We start from the raw sequence: 14,012 nt of genomic DNA, 5'->3' as shown, positions 1-14,012 counted from the left end.
TCATCGGGGAATCAGGGCGGTTCGGGTGATGCCATTGATGCAGAACCTGGGGGCCGCCGCAACGCGACCCCCGTCCGGGGGCGTTACGGGCGTGTTACGGGGTACACACCGGTCCCCCTCTCGGCCGGTCGGAGCAGTCCCCCGTCGTGCTGACAGCACTCCTGCGGACCACTGTTCCGACGACCGTCGTCCGGATGGGCAACAGGTGCGGCCTGGAGGCACGGGCCGACTCCGACGGAAAGCCCAGGTCAGCAGGAGGTCACCGGGCGTGTCGGGGGACGTCGGAAAAGGTCCCCTGGCGGTCCGGTGGGAGTTCGGTCACGGCCCGGTAACGGCTCCGACAGCACTCCGGGCAGGGGTACGAAGGACGGGTCGTCGGGGGACGCAGCGCGACGCGGAGAATTCACCTTCGACGGGTGCTCAGGTCGGGTCCGTCAGAAGACATCCGGGCGTGTCGCGGGCGGGTCAGGCGCCGTAGAACTCGCGCTCGAACACCTGTCGGGCTCGCCGCGTGATGCCGAGGTAGTCGTCCTCGAGACGGCTCGCGGAGCCCGGCGGGTACTCCATCAGACGAGCGACACCCTCGAGCTGGACGCGGTCGACGGGCAGGACGTCGGTGGTCTTCCCCGACCACAGCACGAGGGCGCTGCGGGTGCGCGACGCGAAACGCCAGGCGGCTCCGAGCCGCTCGCCGTCCTCGGCACCGACCAGTCCGGCGTCGACCGCGGCGTCGAGGGCCTCGAGCGTGGACGTCGTCCGGAGCGAGGGGATCTCGAGCGCGTGCTGCAGCTGCAGGAGTTGCACGAACCACTCCACGTCGCTGAGCGACCCGCGCCCGAGCTTGAGGTGCCTGGCCGGGTCCGCGCCGCGGGGCAGCCGCTCGGACTCCACCCGGGCCTTGATGCGGCGGACCTCGCGCACCTGGTGGTCGTCGATCTGTTCCGGGTACCGGGTGCGGTCGGCGAGGTGCTCGAAGTCGCGGAGGAGCTGCGCGTCGCCGACGGCGCCCCGTGCGCGGAGGAGCGCCTGGGCCTCCCACGTGAGCGACCAGCGGGCGTAGTAGGCGCCGTACGACTCGAGGGTCCGTACGACGGGGCCGTTCTTGCCCTCGGGCCGCAGGTCGATGTCCAGGTCGAGCGGGTGGATCGTGTCCTCGGTGAGCCGGTTGAGCTCGCGCACGATCGTCTGGGCGGTCCGGGACGCGACCTCGGGTGCCAGGTCGGGTGCCCGGTACACGTACAGCACGTCGGCGTCGGACCCGAAGCCGAGCTCCCGTCCGCCGTACCGGCCCATCGCGATGATGCCGAACTCGAAGCCCTCGGGGGCGTCGCGGCGGGCGAGTGCGAGGGCTCCGGCAAGGGTGGCCTCGGTGACGTCGGTCAGGGCCGGGCCGAGACCGTCGACGTCGAGCGAGCCGAGGACGGCGGCCATGCCGAGCCGCAGGGTCTCGCGGCGGCGGGCCGACCGCAGCAGGGCCGCGGCGCCGTCGACGTCGTTGCCGTGCCGGGCGGTGGTCGCGGTCATCTCGGCGAGCAGCGAGTCCATCGGTCGTGGACGCAGCAGCGCCTCGGGTTCGTCGAGCCAGGCCACGGCCTCGGGGAACCGCTCGAGCAGCCCGGACAGGAACGCCGACTCGGATAGCACGGTGGTGAGCGAGTGCGCGGCACCGGAGGAGTCCCGCAGCATCCGGAGGAACCAGCTCGACTCCCCCAGGCCGTCGCTCAGCCGCCGGAAGGCGAGCAGGGCGCGGTCCGGTGCCGGCCCCTCGGCCATCCACCGCAGGAGCACCGGGAGCAGGTTCCGCTGGATCGCCGCACGCCGGCTCGTGCCCTGGGTGAGTGCGCGGATGTGACCGACCGCGCCGGTGGGATCGACGAAACCGACGCCTGCCAGGCGGTCGACGACCTGGTCGTTGGTCAGGACGATCTCGTCCTCGGTCGAAGCCACGGCGGACAGCAGCGGACGGTAGAACAGGCGCTCGTGCAGCCCACGGACCTCGAGCTTCACGGCACGCCAGCGGGCCTCGAGCGCCGGCGCCGATGCCGCGACACCGCTCGACCGGGCGAGCACCCGCAGCTCCTCCTCGTCGGAGGGCATCAGGTGCGTCCGCTGCAGGCGGCGGAGCTGGATCCGGTGTTCGAGCACGCGGAGCAGGGCGTAGTCCGGCCCGAACCGCGCGGCCTCGGCACGGCCGACGTACCCGGCGTCGGTCAGGGCGTCCATGGCCTCGAGCGTCGACCGGACCCGGACGGACGGGTCGTCGCGGCCGTGCACGAGCTGCAGGAGCTGCACCGTGAACTCGACGTCACGCAGGCCGCCGGGGCCGAGCTTGAGCTGCCGGTCGACGTCGGCGTCCGGGATGTGCTCCGTCACACGCTCGCGCATCCGCTGCACCGACTCGACGAACCCCGGCCGGGTCGCGGAGTTCCACACGAACGACGCGACGGCCTCGGCGTAGCGGGCGCCCAGGTCGGCGGAGCCGGCGATCGGACGGGCCTTCAGCAGCGCCTGGAACTCCCATCCCTTCGCCCAGCGCTCGTAGTACGCCACGTGCGAGTCGAGGGTGCGGACGAGTGCTCCGTCCTTGCCCTCGGGGCGCAGGTTCGCGTCGACCTCCCACAGGGCGGGTTCGGCGGCGAGGTCGGTGATCGCGTGCATGGCGGCGATCGCGATGCGCGTGGAGACGAGGACGGCGCGGTCGACGGCGATGTCGTCGGTCGACTCGGTGACGAAGATGACGTCGACGTCGCTGACGTAGTTGAGTTCGCGCGCCCCGGCCTTGCCCATCGCGATCACCGCGAGCGGGGTGGCCGCGACGTCGGCCGCGGGGAACGGCACCTCGCGCCGGGCGATGTCGACGGCGGCGTCGAGGGTGGCGCCGGCCAGGTCGGCGAGGCCCGCCGCCACGGCGGGGAACGCATCGGTCGGCACGTCGTGCAGCACGTCGAACAGCGCGATCTGGGCCAGGTGCCGGCGGTAGCGCACGCGCAGGCGCATCCGGGCGTCCTCACCCGTGGCGCCGTCGACGGCCACGGTCAGCGACGCCGTGTACCGCTCCTGCGACCACGGTTCGGCGACCGGCTCGAGCAGCAGGTCGAGTTCGGCGGGCCGTCGGTGCAGGAACTCCCCGAGGCCGATCGACGCGCCGAGCAGGTGGATCAGGCGCTCGGTCGCCGCGTCGTCCGTCAGGACGGGGCGCAGCTCGTCCGGTGCCCGCTCGAGCAGCCGCTCGAGCATCCGCAGGGCGCCGTCGGGATCAGCGGTACCGCCCCAGAGCGCGGCAGACCCCGCGACCGGCAGGGGCACGTCGGGGCCGAACCGGGCCTCCAGGTCGGCAGCGCGCTCCAGGCTCTCCGACAGCTCGGCGAACCCCAGACGGGCCAGCTCCGAACGTGACGTCGTCGTCCGACCGGTCATGTGGAACGTGCTCCCGAGGGGTCAGGGCGCTCGGTTCTAGAGCGCGCCGAGGTTGGTGTCGAGCTCGAACGGGGTGACCTGGTCGCGGTAGCGCTTCCACTCCTGCCGCTTGTTGAGCAGCACGAAGTTGAACACCTGCTCGCCGAGGGTCTCGGCGACCAGCTCGGAGTCCTCCATCAGGCTCAGGGCGTGGTCGAGGCTCGACGGGAGCTGGCTGTACCCAAGGGCCTTCCGCTCCGAGTCACTGAGGCTCCAGACGTCGTGCTCGGCTTCGGCGGGGAGGTCGTACTCCTCCTCGATGCCCTTGAGGCCGGCGGCGAGCAGCAGCGAGTACGCCAGGTACGGGTTCGCCGCCGAGTCGATGCCGCGGTACTCGATGCGCGCGGACTGGCCCTTGTTCGGCTTGTAGAGCGGCACGCGCACCAGGGCCGAACGGTTGTTGTGTCCCCAGGTCACGAAGGACGGGGCCTCGTCGCCGCCCCAGAGCCGCTTGTACGAGTTGACGAACTGGTTCGTCACCGCGGTGATCTCCGGCGCGTGCTTCAGCACACCGGCGATGAAGTGCTTGGCCGTCTGCGACAGCTGGTACTGGCCGCCCGCCTCGTAGAAGGCGTTCTGGTCGCCCTCGAACAGCGAGACGTGGGTGTGCATGCCGGAGCCGGGCTGGCCGGAGATCGGCTTCGGCATGAACGTCGCGTAGACGCCCTGCTCGATCGCCACTTCCTTCACCACGGTGCGGAACGTCATGATGTTGTCCGCCATCGTCAGTGCGTCGGCGTAGCGGAGGTCGATCTCGTTCTGCCCGGGGCCGGCCTCGTGGTGCGAGAACTCGACCGAGATGCCGAGGTCCTCGAGCATGCGGACGGACCGACGGCGGAAGTCGTGCGCGCTGCCACCGGGGACGTTGTCGAAGTAGCCGGCCTGGTCGACGGGCTGCGGGCCGCCGTCCTTCCACTCGCGGCTCTTCAGCAGGTAGAACTCGATCTCGGGGTGCGTGTAGAACGTGAACCCGCGGTCGCTCGCCCGCGCCAGGGTGCGCTTCAGCACGTTGCGGGGGTCGGCCACGGCGGGCTGCCCGTCCGGCGTCGTGATGTCGCAGAACATCCGCGCGGTGGGGTCGATCTCGCCGCGCCACGGCAGGATCTGGAACGTCGAGGGGTCCGGGTGCGCCAGGACGTCGGCCTCGTACGAACGGGTGAGGCCCTCGATCGCGGAGCCGTCGAACCCGATGCCCTCGGCGAACGCGCCCTCGACCTCAGCCGGGGCGATCGCCACCGACTTCAGCGTCCCGATGACGTCCGTGAACCAGAGTCGGATGAACTTGATCCCGCGCTCCTCGATGGTGCGGAGCACGAAGTCCGTCTGCTTGTCCATGCACGACCTTTCCGTGTATCGGGTGGCCGCTGGCGGGCCTCGTCCCAGGCTAGTGGTCCGGCGGTGTGCGCGGGGCCGTGCGACGCGCCGTCACCAGGGTGCCGACAGGCCGCCGACCGCGGTGCTCAGCGGTCCTCGGCGTCCCACTTCTCGTTGTTCGCGGCGATGCGGTCGAGCGCGTGCTGCGCCTCCTCGCGCGACTCGAACGGGCCGATCCGGTCGCGCTGCGGCGACTGGGGACCCTGCTCGACCTGGCCGGTCTTGTCGTTGAACCACCACTGGGACTCGATGCGTTCGTCGCTCATGCCGCCCACCGTACCCACCTGACCCCCTGGAGGCCCGGTGCCGGTCCGGCGGACCGGCACCGGGCCTCCAGGCGGTCGCGCCCACCCAGCCAGGCCGCACCGTGCAGCCGTTGCGCTCGGCGCGTCGCGCCGCGGCTAGAGTGGTCGCCATGCCCCGGGACGAACACGGACACCTGACCGCCGGCCGGATCTCCCCGCACCGCGCCGTCCCGAAGGACATCGAGCGTCCGGAGTACGTCGGGAAGGTCGAGCCGCACGAGCACGGCCTCGGTGACACCTACACGCCCGACGAGGTCGAGCGCATCCGGGTCGCCGGACGCATCGCGTCGCAGGCCATCGACGCCGTCGGGCAGGCGATCCGCCCCGGCGTGACCACCGACGAGCTCGACCGCATCGGGCACGAGTTCGTCGTCGCGCACGGTGCCTACCCCTCCACGCTCGGGTACCGCGGCTACCCGAAGTCGCTCTGCTCGAGCCTCAACGAGGTCATCTGCCACGGCATCCCCGACGACACCGTCCTGCAGGAGGGCGACCTCGTCAACATCGACATCACCGCCTACAAGGACGGCATGCACGGCGACACGAACCGGACGTTCGTCGTCGGCCAGGCGTCGCAGGAGGTCGAGGACCTCGTGACCCGCACGCGCCTCGCCCTCGAGCGCGGCATCAAGGCCGTCGCCCCCGGTCGCCAGGTCAACGTCATCGGTCGTGCCATCGAGGCGTACGCGAAGCGCTTCGGCTACGGCGTCGTCCGCGACTACACCGGACACGGCGTCGGTCGGGCCTTCCACTCCGGCCTGATCATCCCCCACCACGACGCACCGCAGTACGACACGGTGATCGAACCCGGCATGGTGTTCACCATCGAGCCCATGCTCACACTCGGCGGCATCGAAGCCGACATCTGGTCCGACGACTGGACCGTGTCGACCCGCGACAAGTCGTGGACCGCGCAGTTCGAGCACACCCTCGTCGTCACCGAACGCGGCGCGGAGCTCCTCACCGTCTCCTGACCGGACACCTCCGGCAGGCAACCGAAAGGCACGACAACCTCATGACCTCCCTCGCAGTCGGCGTCGACATCGGTGGTACGGGCATCAAGGGCGCGATCGTCGACGTCGCGTCCGGCGCCCTCACCACGGACCGCATCAAGAAGGCCACGCCCGAGGGCGGGAAGCCCCAGGACATCACGGCGGTGGTCAAGGAGATCATCGGTGAGCTCGCCCCCGGTGACGACGTCCCCGTCGGGGTCTGCTTCCCGGCGATCGTGCGGGACGGCAAGACGATGTCCGCCGCGAACGTGTCGAAGAAGTGGATCGGCTTCGAGGCCGAGGCGCTGTTCGAGAAGGAACTCGGCCGCTCCATCCACTTCGTCAACGACGCCGACGCCGCCGGGTTCGCCGAGCAGCAGTTCGGTGCGGCCAAGGGCAAGGACGGCCTGGTCATCGTGACGACGCTCGGCACCGGCATCGGCACCGCGCTCATCAACGACGGCGTGCTCATCGTCAACTCCGAGTTCGGCCACCTGGAGATCGAGGGGCACGACGCCGAGTCCCGCGCCTCGTTCGCCGCCAAGGAGCGCGACGACCTGTCGTGGAAGCACTGGGCGAAGCGCCTGCAGAAGTACTACTCGACGCTCGAAGCGCTGCTCTCCCCCGAGCTCTTCGTCGTCGGCGGCGGGGTCTCGAAGCAGTACGAGGAGTTCCTCCCGCTGCTCGACCTGCAGGCGGACATCATCCCCGCCACGCTCCGCAACAACGCCGGCATCATCGGCGCCGCGACCCTGGCCGCGCGGAGTCGGTAGCGCTGGGCCCTTCGCGGGCGTACCTGGTCGAAACGGGCCTACCCGGTCGGAACTTCCGACCAGGGACGCCCGTTCTCATCAGGGACGCGCGCAGGTCGCGCGCACGTCCTGCGTCGGGCGGCGTCGGGCACCGCGACGGGCGCCGCGACGGGCGCCGCGGACCCGGGTAGACTCGCACCAGCGAATGGGTCGGTGAGACGGTCGCGTCGCTCCCCCGGGAGCGCCGAGGAACGTCCGGGCTCCACAGAGCAGGGCGGTGGGTAACACCCACCCGGAGCAATCCGCGAGACAGTGCCACAGAAAGCAGACCGCCGGCGGCAACGTCGGTAAGGGTGAAACGGTGGTGTAAGAGACCACCAGGGGTCCGGGTGACCGGATCCGCTCGGTAAACCTCGCCCGGAGCAAGGTCAGACAGAGGACGTTGAGGCTGCTCGCCGAGTCCTCGGGTAGACCGCTGGAGGCCGACGGCAACGTCGGTCCGAGAGAGATGGCCGTCACCGCCGTGCAAGCGGCGGGACAGAACCCGGCGTACGGCCGGCCCATTCGCCCCTTCTCGGTGCCGCGTCGGCCGGCGCGGTCGGCGCGCTCGGCGCGCGCGGTCACGACTCCCCGCTCAGGTTCGCCGCGTGGTCACGAAGTGTCGGCTGGCACCGCCGCAGGCGACAGTTCGTGACCAGTCGGCGCCACGCGAGCGACGCGTTGCGACCAGTCCACGACGGACCGGAGGCGCGGTTCGGCGCCGCCACGGCTCCTGACGAACGGNGTTCAGGTTCGCCGCGTGGTCACGAAGTGTCGGCTGGCACCGCCGCAGGCGACAGTTCGTGACCAGTCGGCGCCACGCGAGCGACGCGTTGCGACCAGTCCACGACGGACCGGAGGCGCGGTTCGGCGCCGCCACGGGCCTCCTGTCGGTCGGCGCGCGCGGTCACGACTCCCCGTTCAGGTTCGCCGCGTGGTCACGAAGTGTCGGCTGGCACCGCCGCAGGCGACAGTTCGTGACCAGTCGGCGCCACGCGAGCGACGCGTTGCGACCAGNGTCACGGGGCGGACAGGAGGCCCGTGGCCGACCACGCCCCGTCGACTCCCCGTTCAGGTTCGCCGCGTGGTCACGAAGTGTCGGCTGGCACCGCCGCAGGCGACAGTTCGTGACCAGTCGGCGCCACGCGAGCGACGCGTTGCGACCAGCCCACGACGGACCGGAGGCGCGGCGCGGCGCCGCCACGGACCTCCCGTCGGGCGGCGCGGGCAGTCACGACTCCCCGCTCAGATGCGCCGCGTGGTCACCAACCGTCGGCCGGCACCGCCGCAGCCGACACTTCCTGACCGACCGGCGCAACGCGAGCGACGCGTTGCGACCAGTCCACGACGGACTGGAGGCGCGGCGCGGTGCCGCCACGGGCCTCCCGCCAGGCAGCGCGCGCGGTCACGACTCCCCGCTCAGGTTCGCCGCGTGGTCACCAACCGTCGGCCGGCACCGCCGCAGCCGACGCGTTGCGACCGGCCCACGACGGAGCGGAGGCGCGGCACCAGCCGGCACCGCGCCTCCGCTCCGGACGTCGCTCGCGTCTACAGCCCGGACTCGGCCGTCCGCACCAGGATCGCGTCGCTGTCGGGGCACAGCACCACGTCGTCGGGCGCAGCCCGGCGGATGGTCTGCAGGTCGGAGTTGTTGAGCGCCACGCCCGAGGCCGTCGACACGCCACCCTGCAGCAGCGAGGCGCCGAAGCCGTAGCGAGCACGCTGCCGGTCGTACAGGGCGAGCAGCTCGGCCGGCACCTTCGCGGCGACGTCGGCGCGGGCCTGCTCGGCGGACTCGCGGTCGGCGGTCAGCCGGGCGATCTCGGCGTCGCGCTCGGCGACCAGACCGCTGCGAGCGGACTCCACCTCGGCGAGCTTGCCCTCGATGTCGCCAACCCGGGCACGGAGCCCGTCGAGGTTCTCCATGATCTCGAGCTCGGCTGTCTCGAGCCCCCCGATGCGCCGCTGCAGCGAGTCGAGCTCGCTCTGCAGTCCGGCGGCGTCCTTCGCGTTCGCGACGTTCTGCAGCATCGTGGTGTCGCGCTCGACACGGGCCTGCGCGACCGCGGTGTCGGACTCCAGACGGGCGAGGTCGCGCTCGGCGTCCTCGACCTCGCCCGTGGCGGCGACGAGTTCGCTGCGGAGGCCCGCGGCCTGCTTGCTCAGCTCGGTCAGCCGGTCGCCCTTCTGCAGCGACGTGATGCGGTGCGCGATGCGGGTGACGTCGTTGTCGAGACGCTGGACGTCGAGGAGGATGACCTGGTCCTCGGGTGCTGCCTTCATGGTCAGGCTCCTTCTGTGGGGGTGGTGGGTTCGGCGGCCGGCAGGACGGCGAAGTCCCACGGGTCGGTACGGAGGTCGCTCACGGTGACGCGGACCCCGGCGTGGGCGCGGAGCTGCTCTGCCGCGACGTCGAGCCAGAGCCACTCGGTGGCCCAGTGTGAGGTGTCGATGAGCGCGGGTCCGCCGCCGAGCAGTGCCTGTTCGCGGAACTCGGACGCCGGGTGGTGCCGGAGGTCGCTCGTGATGTAGACGTCGGCGTCCAGGACCGCCGGATGCCCGAGCAGGGAGTCGCCGGCACCGGCGCAGAGCGCCACGGTGTGGACGGGCTGGTCGAAGTCGCCGGAGACGCGGACCCCGGTCGCGGTGGGCGGCAGCAGGTCGACGAGCTTCCGGGCGAGCGCGCCGAGGGTGGTCCCCGCGGGCAGGACACCGACGCGACCGATGCCGGTGTCAGGGTCGGCTCCGACGTCGAGCGGGCGCTGCGCGGTCAGCCCGAGGCGGTCTGCCAGGACGGCCGAGGTGCCGGTCGTCACGACATCGGCGTTGGTGTGCGCCGCGAGCAGGGCGCTGCCGCCGCGCACGAGGGTCGCGAGGACGCTGCCCTTGTAGGTGGACTCGGCGATCGTCGTCACCCCGCGGAGCAGCAGCGGGTGGTGCGTCAGGAGGAGCCCGGCGCCGAGCTCCACGGCCTCACGGGCGGTGGCGGGGACCGCGTCGACGGCGAGGTGCACGTGCTCGACGGTGGCGTCCGGGTCACCCGCGACGAGCCCGACGGCATCCCACGACTCGGCACCGGCGGCGGGCCACAGGTCCTCGATCACGGCCTGGAGTTCGCGGAGCGTCGGCATCCCGTCAGTCTACCGAGGCGACCGCACCGCCACGGGCAGCCGGACCGTGTGAGGTGATCCGGGCCTCCAGGCGGTGCGACCGGAGAGGGTGCAACCGGAGAGGCAGTGCAGCCGGACCCGGTGCAACCGGAGCCGGTGCGACCGGACGAGGGCCGGACCGAGGACGGTCAGCGACGACCGAGCAGGCCGAGCAGACGCTCGACGAGTCGCGTCCACCAGCCGGCCGGGCCCGGCGTCGTGGTGACCGCCGCGTCGGCGGCGTCCGCGACCGGAGCCGGAGCCGGGACGACGGGTGCGGCGACGGCGTCCGGTAGGACGACCGGCGTGCTCGCGGTGGTGCCCTGGTGCGCCGTGAGGGCGGCGGCGAAGGCCGCGCGGTCGATGACCGTCGGGCCCGTGGCGGGCAGGACGAGCGGGGTGGGTCGCGTGGACGCGGACACCGGCGACACGGCCGGGAGGCCCAGCACCGGTCGGACGGGTTCGTCGCGTTCCGGGACGACGAGTTCCACGACCGGGGCGGGTCCCCGGGTGGGTGTCGAGTCCTGCGCTGTGGTCGCGTCCTGTGGTGCGGTCGCGTCCTGTGCTGCAGTTGCGTCGTGTGCTGCTGTTGCGTCCTGCGCTGCGCGCGCCGGGAGGCGCGCGGGCCGGGTCACGAGCGCCACCGGCGCGGTCGCTGCGCGACGGGCTGCGGCACGGTCGCGGCGGTCCGCCTCGGCGGCGGCGTCGGCGAGCAGGTCGGAGAAGACGGTGTGGGCGAAGGCGCGGGCGGCCGTCACCTCGGGGTCGTCGGAGCCGGCGACGGTGGCCTCCCACGCGGCGAGCCGCGCGAGGTCCTCGTCACGGCGGCGGACCTCGTCCTCGAGCAGGACGATGCGTTCGATGGTGCTGCGGCCCGTGGACCGCGAGACCTCGACGGCCAGGTCCTCGATGCGCAGGGCCAGGCGCTCCGGCGGCTCGGGGAACGACGGGGCGCAGACGGCGGCGTGGCGGGCACGGTCGCGGCGGAAGGCCGGGGCCGCGACGGGAGCCGAGTCGGTCGTCGCGTCGACCGGTGCGGTGACGGCGACGGGAGCCAGCGTCTCGTCGGTGCTGGTCGTGCTGTCCGCGACGAAGCCGGGGCGCTGCACGGGGCCGGTGACCGGCGGGACGACGAGGTCCGGCACGTACGGCGCGCGGGTGGCCGGGGCGTCGCGGAGCCACTCCTCGAGCTCGCGGCCGAACGGGTCCACGAGCGGGGTGCGTGCGCCGGACTGGGTCTCCATGTCCGAAGGATAAATATCGCGCGGGCCGAAATGCGGGACATCCGCGGTGTGTCGCTGCACCGCCTGCCATATCGGCTCGGAAGTGAGCGGCGTGTCGCGGCCCGCCGTCACCGCGTCCGTCGGAGGCCGTCCTCGAAGGCCCGCAGCAGCTCCCGGCCGGCAGGCCAGCCGCCGACACCGCTGGCGACGTTCACGTGCCCCAGGGCACCCACACGGACGACGTCCGCGCGCATCGCGGCGGCGAACTCGAGGGCACGGGACGCACCGCAGTAGGGGTCGTCGTCGCTCACGACCAGGTGCGTCGGGACCTGCTGTTCCGGGGGCACCCGACGCGGCGGCGCGAAGCCCGATGCCTCGGCGGGGAACGCGTCGCCGAGCGGATCGGGCGGTGCGACCAGGAAGGCACCGGCGACCAGGGCGGGTGCGGTCGTCGTGGTGGCGAGCCAGTCGGCCGCGGCCAGGACGCCGAGGCTGTGGGCGACGAGCACCGGGGGTTCGCTGCACGCGGCGACGGCCGTCGAGATCGCGGCGCGCCAGTCGTCCGCGACGGGGGCGCTCCACGAGTCGGGGGCGATGCGGACGGCGCGGCGGGTCTGCTGATCACGCTGGTCGTGCCGCTCGCGCTCGTCGTGCTGCCGGTTGCGCTCCCAGACGGACTGCCAGTGGTCGGGGTCCGAGTTCCAGATGCCCGGGATGACCACCCACGGTCGCGGTCCGCTCATCCGGGCAGCGTAGCGAACCGGCGACGCACCGAGCCGGAGTGTGACGCGGGGCGTCCTGCCCCGGTCAGGCGTGCGGCACCGCTCCCCGCGGCTGCTGCAGCGTGTCACGCGGGTACTGTCCGAAGCGCGAGGCGTACGCCGCCGAGAACCGGCCGAGGTGCGCGAAGCCCCAGCGCAGTGCCACGCTCGCCACCGTCAGGTCACCGGCGGACCCGCGTCGGAGCTCCTCGTGCACGCGGTCCAGGCGGATGCCCCGGAGCATGGCGTTCGGTGCCGTGCCGACCTGCCGCTGGAAGGCCTGCTGCAACCCTCGGACGCTCAGTCCGACGTGCTCGGCGACGTCGGTCGTCGTGATCGGGGTGTGTGCGAAGGCGTGCATGAACTCGACGGCCTCGCGGACGCGCCCGGTTGCACCCTGCGGCAGTGTGACGTCGGGGGCGATGGACTCGTGCGGGAAGGTGTCGAGGAAGGCCAGCGCGGTCTCGCGCACCGTCTCGGCGAGGGCGAGGCCGGTGAGTGGCGCCTGACCGAGCACCACGGCTGCCGCACGCTGCACCTGGGCGTTCCACGCGCGGAGGTCCTGGGGCCGGGGCGCCGCGGTGTGGTCGAACACCAGGGGGCCTGGCCGGGTGCCGTGCACCTCGGCGGCGAGGCCTTCGAGGTACGTGCGGTCGAACTGCACCAGGCTCTGCCGGACGTCCTGCAGGTCGAACACGAAGGGGCGTCGCGACGGGAACACCCGGGGCGTCCCCGGTGCGAAGTCGACCTCCTGCCGACCGACGTCCACGCGGCCGCCACCGTCCGAGGTCCACATCACGACGTACTCGTCGGGGACCTCGACCTCGCCGCGCATCCGCCCGTCGAACCGGGTGGAGCGGAAGGTCATCGCGTCGTCGCCCACGACCTGGAACCGGTACGCGAACGGACGACCGGTCCGGGACGCCGAGAACCCCGAACTCCCGTAGGCCTCTTCGTACAGTTGCACGGCCGCGTCGAGTCCGGCGCCGGACGTCTCGAACCGGATCCGGGGATCAGGGTCGACAGTCATCGGGCGAATCGTGACACGGTGTCCGGGAAACGCGTCAATCGTCTCCGCGTCATTGCGGTTTGCGGCCCGCGCAGTGCGCTGTGCGGATGAGCGGTCCGGCTGCTGGTGCTGGTCCTGGCCCTGGTCAGTGCCGCGACCGCAGGACCGTCCAGCGGTTCCGGTCCGCGACGCGCTCGTACCGCAGGTCGTCGACGACCATGCGGACGAGGGCCAGTCCGCGGCCACCCTCGGCGAAGTCGTCCGGCAGCACGGCGGCATCGGGGTCCACGGTGGCGGCGACCCCGTCGTCGGAGAGCAGCGCCTGGACACGCTCGTTGCCGACCTGGAGCCGGAGTTCGCACGAGACACCGTCCGCACGCGCGCCGTGCTCGATGACGTTCGAGGTGAGTTCGACGAGTGCGAGCTCGAGGGCCATGCGGTCCTCGGCGGAGACGGTCGGCTCGTGCTGCCACACGCCCGCCAGGAACTCGTGCACGGCGGACACGTCGTCCGGCGGGCACGCCAGTGCGAGCATGTGCTCGGCGACGGGGGCGGTCATCACCAGTCGGTCACCGCGGCGTCCCCGTCGGGGTACGTCCGCAGGATCTTGTCGATGTTGGAGAGCTTGAGCACCATCTGCACCTGTTCCGACGGTGCCGCGATGCGGAGGTCGCCGCCGGCCTGTCGCGCGGTCTTCAGGCTGCCGACCAGTGCGCCGAGGCCGGAGGAGTCCATGAACTCGACCCCGGAGAGCTCGACGACGAGCCGCGACCGCCCGTTGCCGACGATCTGGGCGACGGTCTCGCGGAACGTGGGTGCGGAGACCATGTTGAGCCGGCCACTGCACTCCAGCACGGCGGTGTCGGTCTCCGCCTCGTGTACGACGATGTCCATCTCGGTGGGTCTCCTCAGATCGGTGCGCCTTGCAACCAGCAACCTACCGGCTCAGACC

General features: G+C 72.2%; 12 protein-coding genes and 1 other RNA gene. 3 read left to right on the top strand and 10 right to left on the bottom strand.

What is annotated here, in order from left to right:
• Nucleotides 1-465: 465 nt before the first annotated feature.
• The 3 genes from ASF75_RS01660 to ASF75_RS01650 all read right to left on the bottom strand — a co-directional run bounded on the left by ASF75_RS01660 (nucleotide 466) and on the right by ASF75_RS01650 (nucleotide 5,096).
• The gene (locus ASF75_RS01660) at nucleotides 466-3,417 is read right to left on the bottom strand and encodes a bifunctional [glutamine synthetase] adenylyltransferase/[glutamine synthetase]-adenylyl-L-tyrosine phosphorylase (protein ID WP_056068448.1); all 2,952 of its coding nucleotides are present in this window, start codon (nucleotides 3,415-3,417) and stop codon (nucleotides 466-468) included.
• 36 nt (nucleotides 3,418-3,453) lie between these two features.
• Nucleotides 3,454-4,791: a type I glutamate--ammonia ligase gene (glnA, locus tag ASF75_RS01655; protein ID WP_017886077.1), complete on the bottom strand. Its 1,338-nt coding sequence runs from the start codon at nucleotides 4,789-4,791 to the stop codon at nucleotides 3,454-3,456.
• Nucleotides 4,792-4,916: 125 nt separating this feature from the next.
• The gene (locus tag ASF75_RS01650; protein ID WP_017886076.1) at nucleotides 4,917-5,096 is read right to left on the bottom strand and encodes an SPOR domain-containing protein; all 180 of its coding nucleotides are present in this window, start codon (nucleotides 5,094-5,096) and stop codon (nucleotides 4,917-4,919) included.
• Nucleotides 5,097-5,245: 149 nt separating this feature from the next.
• On the opposite strand from ASF75_RS01650, the gene map reads away from it, so the two are divergent.
• From map to rnpB, 3 genes are all read left to right on the top strand, one after another.
• A complete protein-coding gene (gene map, locus ASF75_RS01645; RefSeq protein WP_031259254.1) occupies nucleotides 5,246-6,109 on the top strand; it encodes a type I methionyl aminopeptidase in 864 nt (287 codons plus the stop codon).
• Nucleotides 6,110-6,150: 41 nt separating this feature from the next.
• Nucleotides 6,151-6,900: a polyphosphate--glucose phosphotransferase gene (ppgK, locus tag ASF75_RS01640; RefSeq protein WP_042537019.1), complete on the top strand. Its 750-nt coding sequence runs from the start codon at nucleotides 6,151-6,153 to the stop codon at nucleotides 6,898-6,900.
• Between the two features lie 185 nt (nucleotides 6,901-7,085).
• An RNA gene (gene rnpB, locus ASF75_RS04625) (RNase P RNA component class A) lies at nucleotides 7,086-7,446 on the top strand.
• 1,020 nt (nucleotides 7,447-8,466) lie between these two features.
• On the opposite strand, the gene ASF75_RS01635 is transcribed toward rnpB, so the two are convergent.
• The 7 genes from ASF75_RS01635 to ASF75_RS01605 form a co-directional block, all read right to left on the bottom strand.
• Entirely contained in the window at nucleotides 8,467-9,201 is a 735-nt protein-coding gene (locus ASF75_RS01635) for a zinc ribbon domain-containing protein (RefSeq protein WP_017886073.1), read from the bottom strand.
• Between the two features lie 2 nt (nucleotides 9,202-9,203).
• Nucleotides 9,204-10,049, bottom strand: coding sequence for a Nif3-like dinuclear metal center hexameric protein (locus tag ASF75_RS01630; protein WP_056068446.1), 846 nt, complete (start codon nucleotides 10,047-10,049; stop codon nucleotides 9,204-9,206).
• Between the two features lie 167 nt (nucleotides 10,050-10,216).
• Complete coding sequence (locus tag ASF75_RS01625; RefSeq protein WP_056068442.1) at nucleotides 10,217-11,311, bottom strand: hypothetical protein; 1,095 nt, start codon at nucleotides 11,309-11,311, stop codon at nucleotides 10,217-10,219.
• A 107-nt stretch (nucleotides 11,312-11,418) separates the two neighbouring features.
• Nucleotides 11,419-12,033, bottom strand: a complete 615-nt coding sequence (locus ASF75_RS01620) for an RBBP9/YdeN family alpha/beta hydrolase (protein WP_071251077.1) — start codon at nucleotides 12,031-12,033, stop codon at nucleotides 11,419-11,421.
• A 64-nt stretch (nucleotides 12,034-12,097) separates the two neighbouring features.
• The gene (locus ASF75_RS01615; RefSeq protein ID WP_056068438.1) at nucleotides 12,098-13,081 is read right to left on the bottom strand and encodes a helix-turn-helix transcriptional regulator; all 984 of its coding nucleotides are present in this window, start codon (nucleotides 13,079-13,081) and stop codon (nucleotides 12,098-12,100) included.
• A 124-nt stretch (nucleotides 13,082-13,205) separates the two neighbouring features.
• Complete coding sequence (locus tag ASF75_RS01610) at nucleotides 13,206-13,619, bottom strand: ATP-binding protein (protein ID WP_017886069.1); 414 nt, start codon at nucleotides 13,617-13,619, stop codon at nucleotides 13,206-13,208.
• On the bottom strand, nucleotides 13,619-13,954 hold the full coding sequence (locus tag ASF75_RS01605; RefSeq protein WP_017886068.1) for an STAS domain-containing protein: 336 nt from the start codon (nucleotides 13,952-13,954) through the stop codon (nucleotides 13,619-13,621). Before ASF75_RS01605 ends, ASF75_RS01610 begins: the two co-directional genes overlap by 1 nt.
• Between the last annotated feature and the right edge of the window lie 58 nt (nucleotides 13,955-14,012).

Origin of the sequence: Curtobacterium sp. Leaf154 (assembly GCF_001424595.1) — a bacterium.
Classification (GTDB): Bacteria; Actinomycetota; Actinomycetes; order Actinomycetales; family Microbacteriaceae; genus Curtobacterium; species Curtobacterium poinsettiae.
This window is presented reverse-complemented; position numbering and strand designations above follow the sequence as displayed.

Bases quoted from the DNA above. Each gene is read 5' to 3' on its own strand.
- ASF75_RS01660 (WP_056068448.1), bottom strand. From the start codon at position 3,417: ATGACCGGTCGGACGACGACGTCACGTTCGGAGCTGGCCCGTCTGGGG.
- glnA (WP_017886077.1), bottom strand. From the start codon at position 4,791: ATGGACAAGCAGACGGACTTCGTGCTCCGCACCATCGAGGAGCGCGGG.
- ASF75_RS01650 (WP_017886076.1), bottom strand. From the start codon at position 5,096: ATGAGCGACGAACGCATCGAGTCCCAGTGGTGGTTCAACGACAAGACC.
- map (WP_031259254.1), top strand. From the start codon at position 5,246: ATGCCCCGGGACGAACACGGACACCTGACCGCCGGCCGGATCTCCCCG.
- ppgK (WP_042537019.1), top strand. From the start codon at position 6,151: ATGACCTCCCTCGCAGTCGGCGTCGACATCGGTGGTACGGGCATCAAG.
- ASF75_RS01635 (WP_017886073.1), bottom strand. From the start codon at position 9,201: ATGAAGGCAGCACCCGAGGACCAGGTCATCCTCCTCGACGTCCAGCGT.
- ASF75_RS01630 (WP_056068446.1), bottom strand. From the start codon at position 10,049: ATGCCGACGCTCCGCGAACTCCAGGCCGTGATCGAGGACCTGTGGCCC.
- ASF75_RS01625 (WP_056068442.1), bottom strand. From the start codon at position 11,311: ATGGAGACCCAGTCCGGCGCACGCACCCCGCTCGTGGACCCGTTCGGC.
- ASF75_RS01620 (WP_071251077.1), bottom strand. From the start codon at position 12,033: ATGAGCGGACCGCGACCGTGGGTGGTCATCCCGGGCATCTGGAACTCG.
- ASF75_RS01615 (WP_056068438.1), bottom strand. From the start codon at position 13,081: ATGACTGTCGACCCTGATCCCCGGATCCGGTTCGAGACGTCCGGCGCC.
- ASF75_RS01610 (WP_017886069.1), bottom strand. From the start codon at position 13,619: ATGACCGCCCCCGTCGCCGAGCACATGCTCGCACTGGCGTGCCCGCCG.
- ASF75_RS01605 (WP_017886068.1), bottom strand. From the start codon at position 13,954: ATGGACATCGTCGTACACGAGGCGGAGACCGACACCGCCGTGCTGGAG.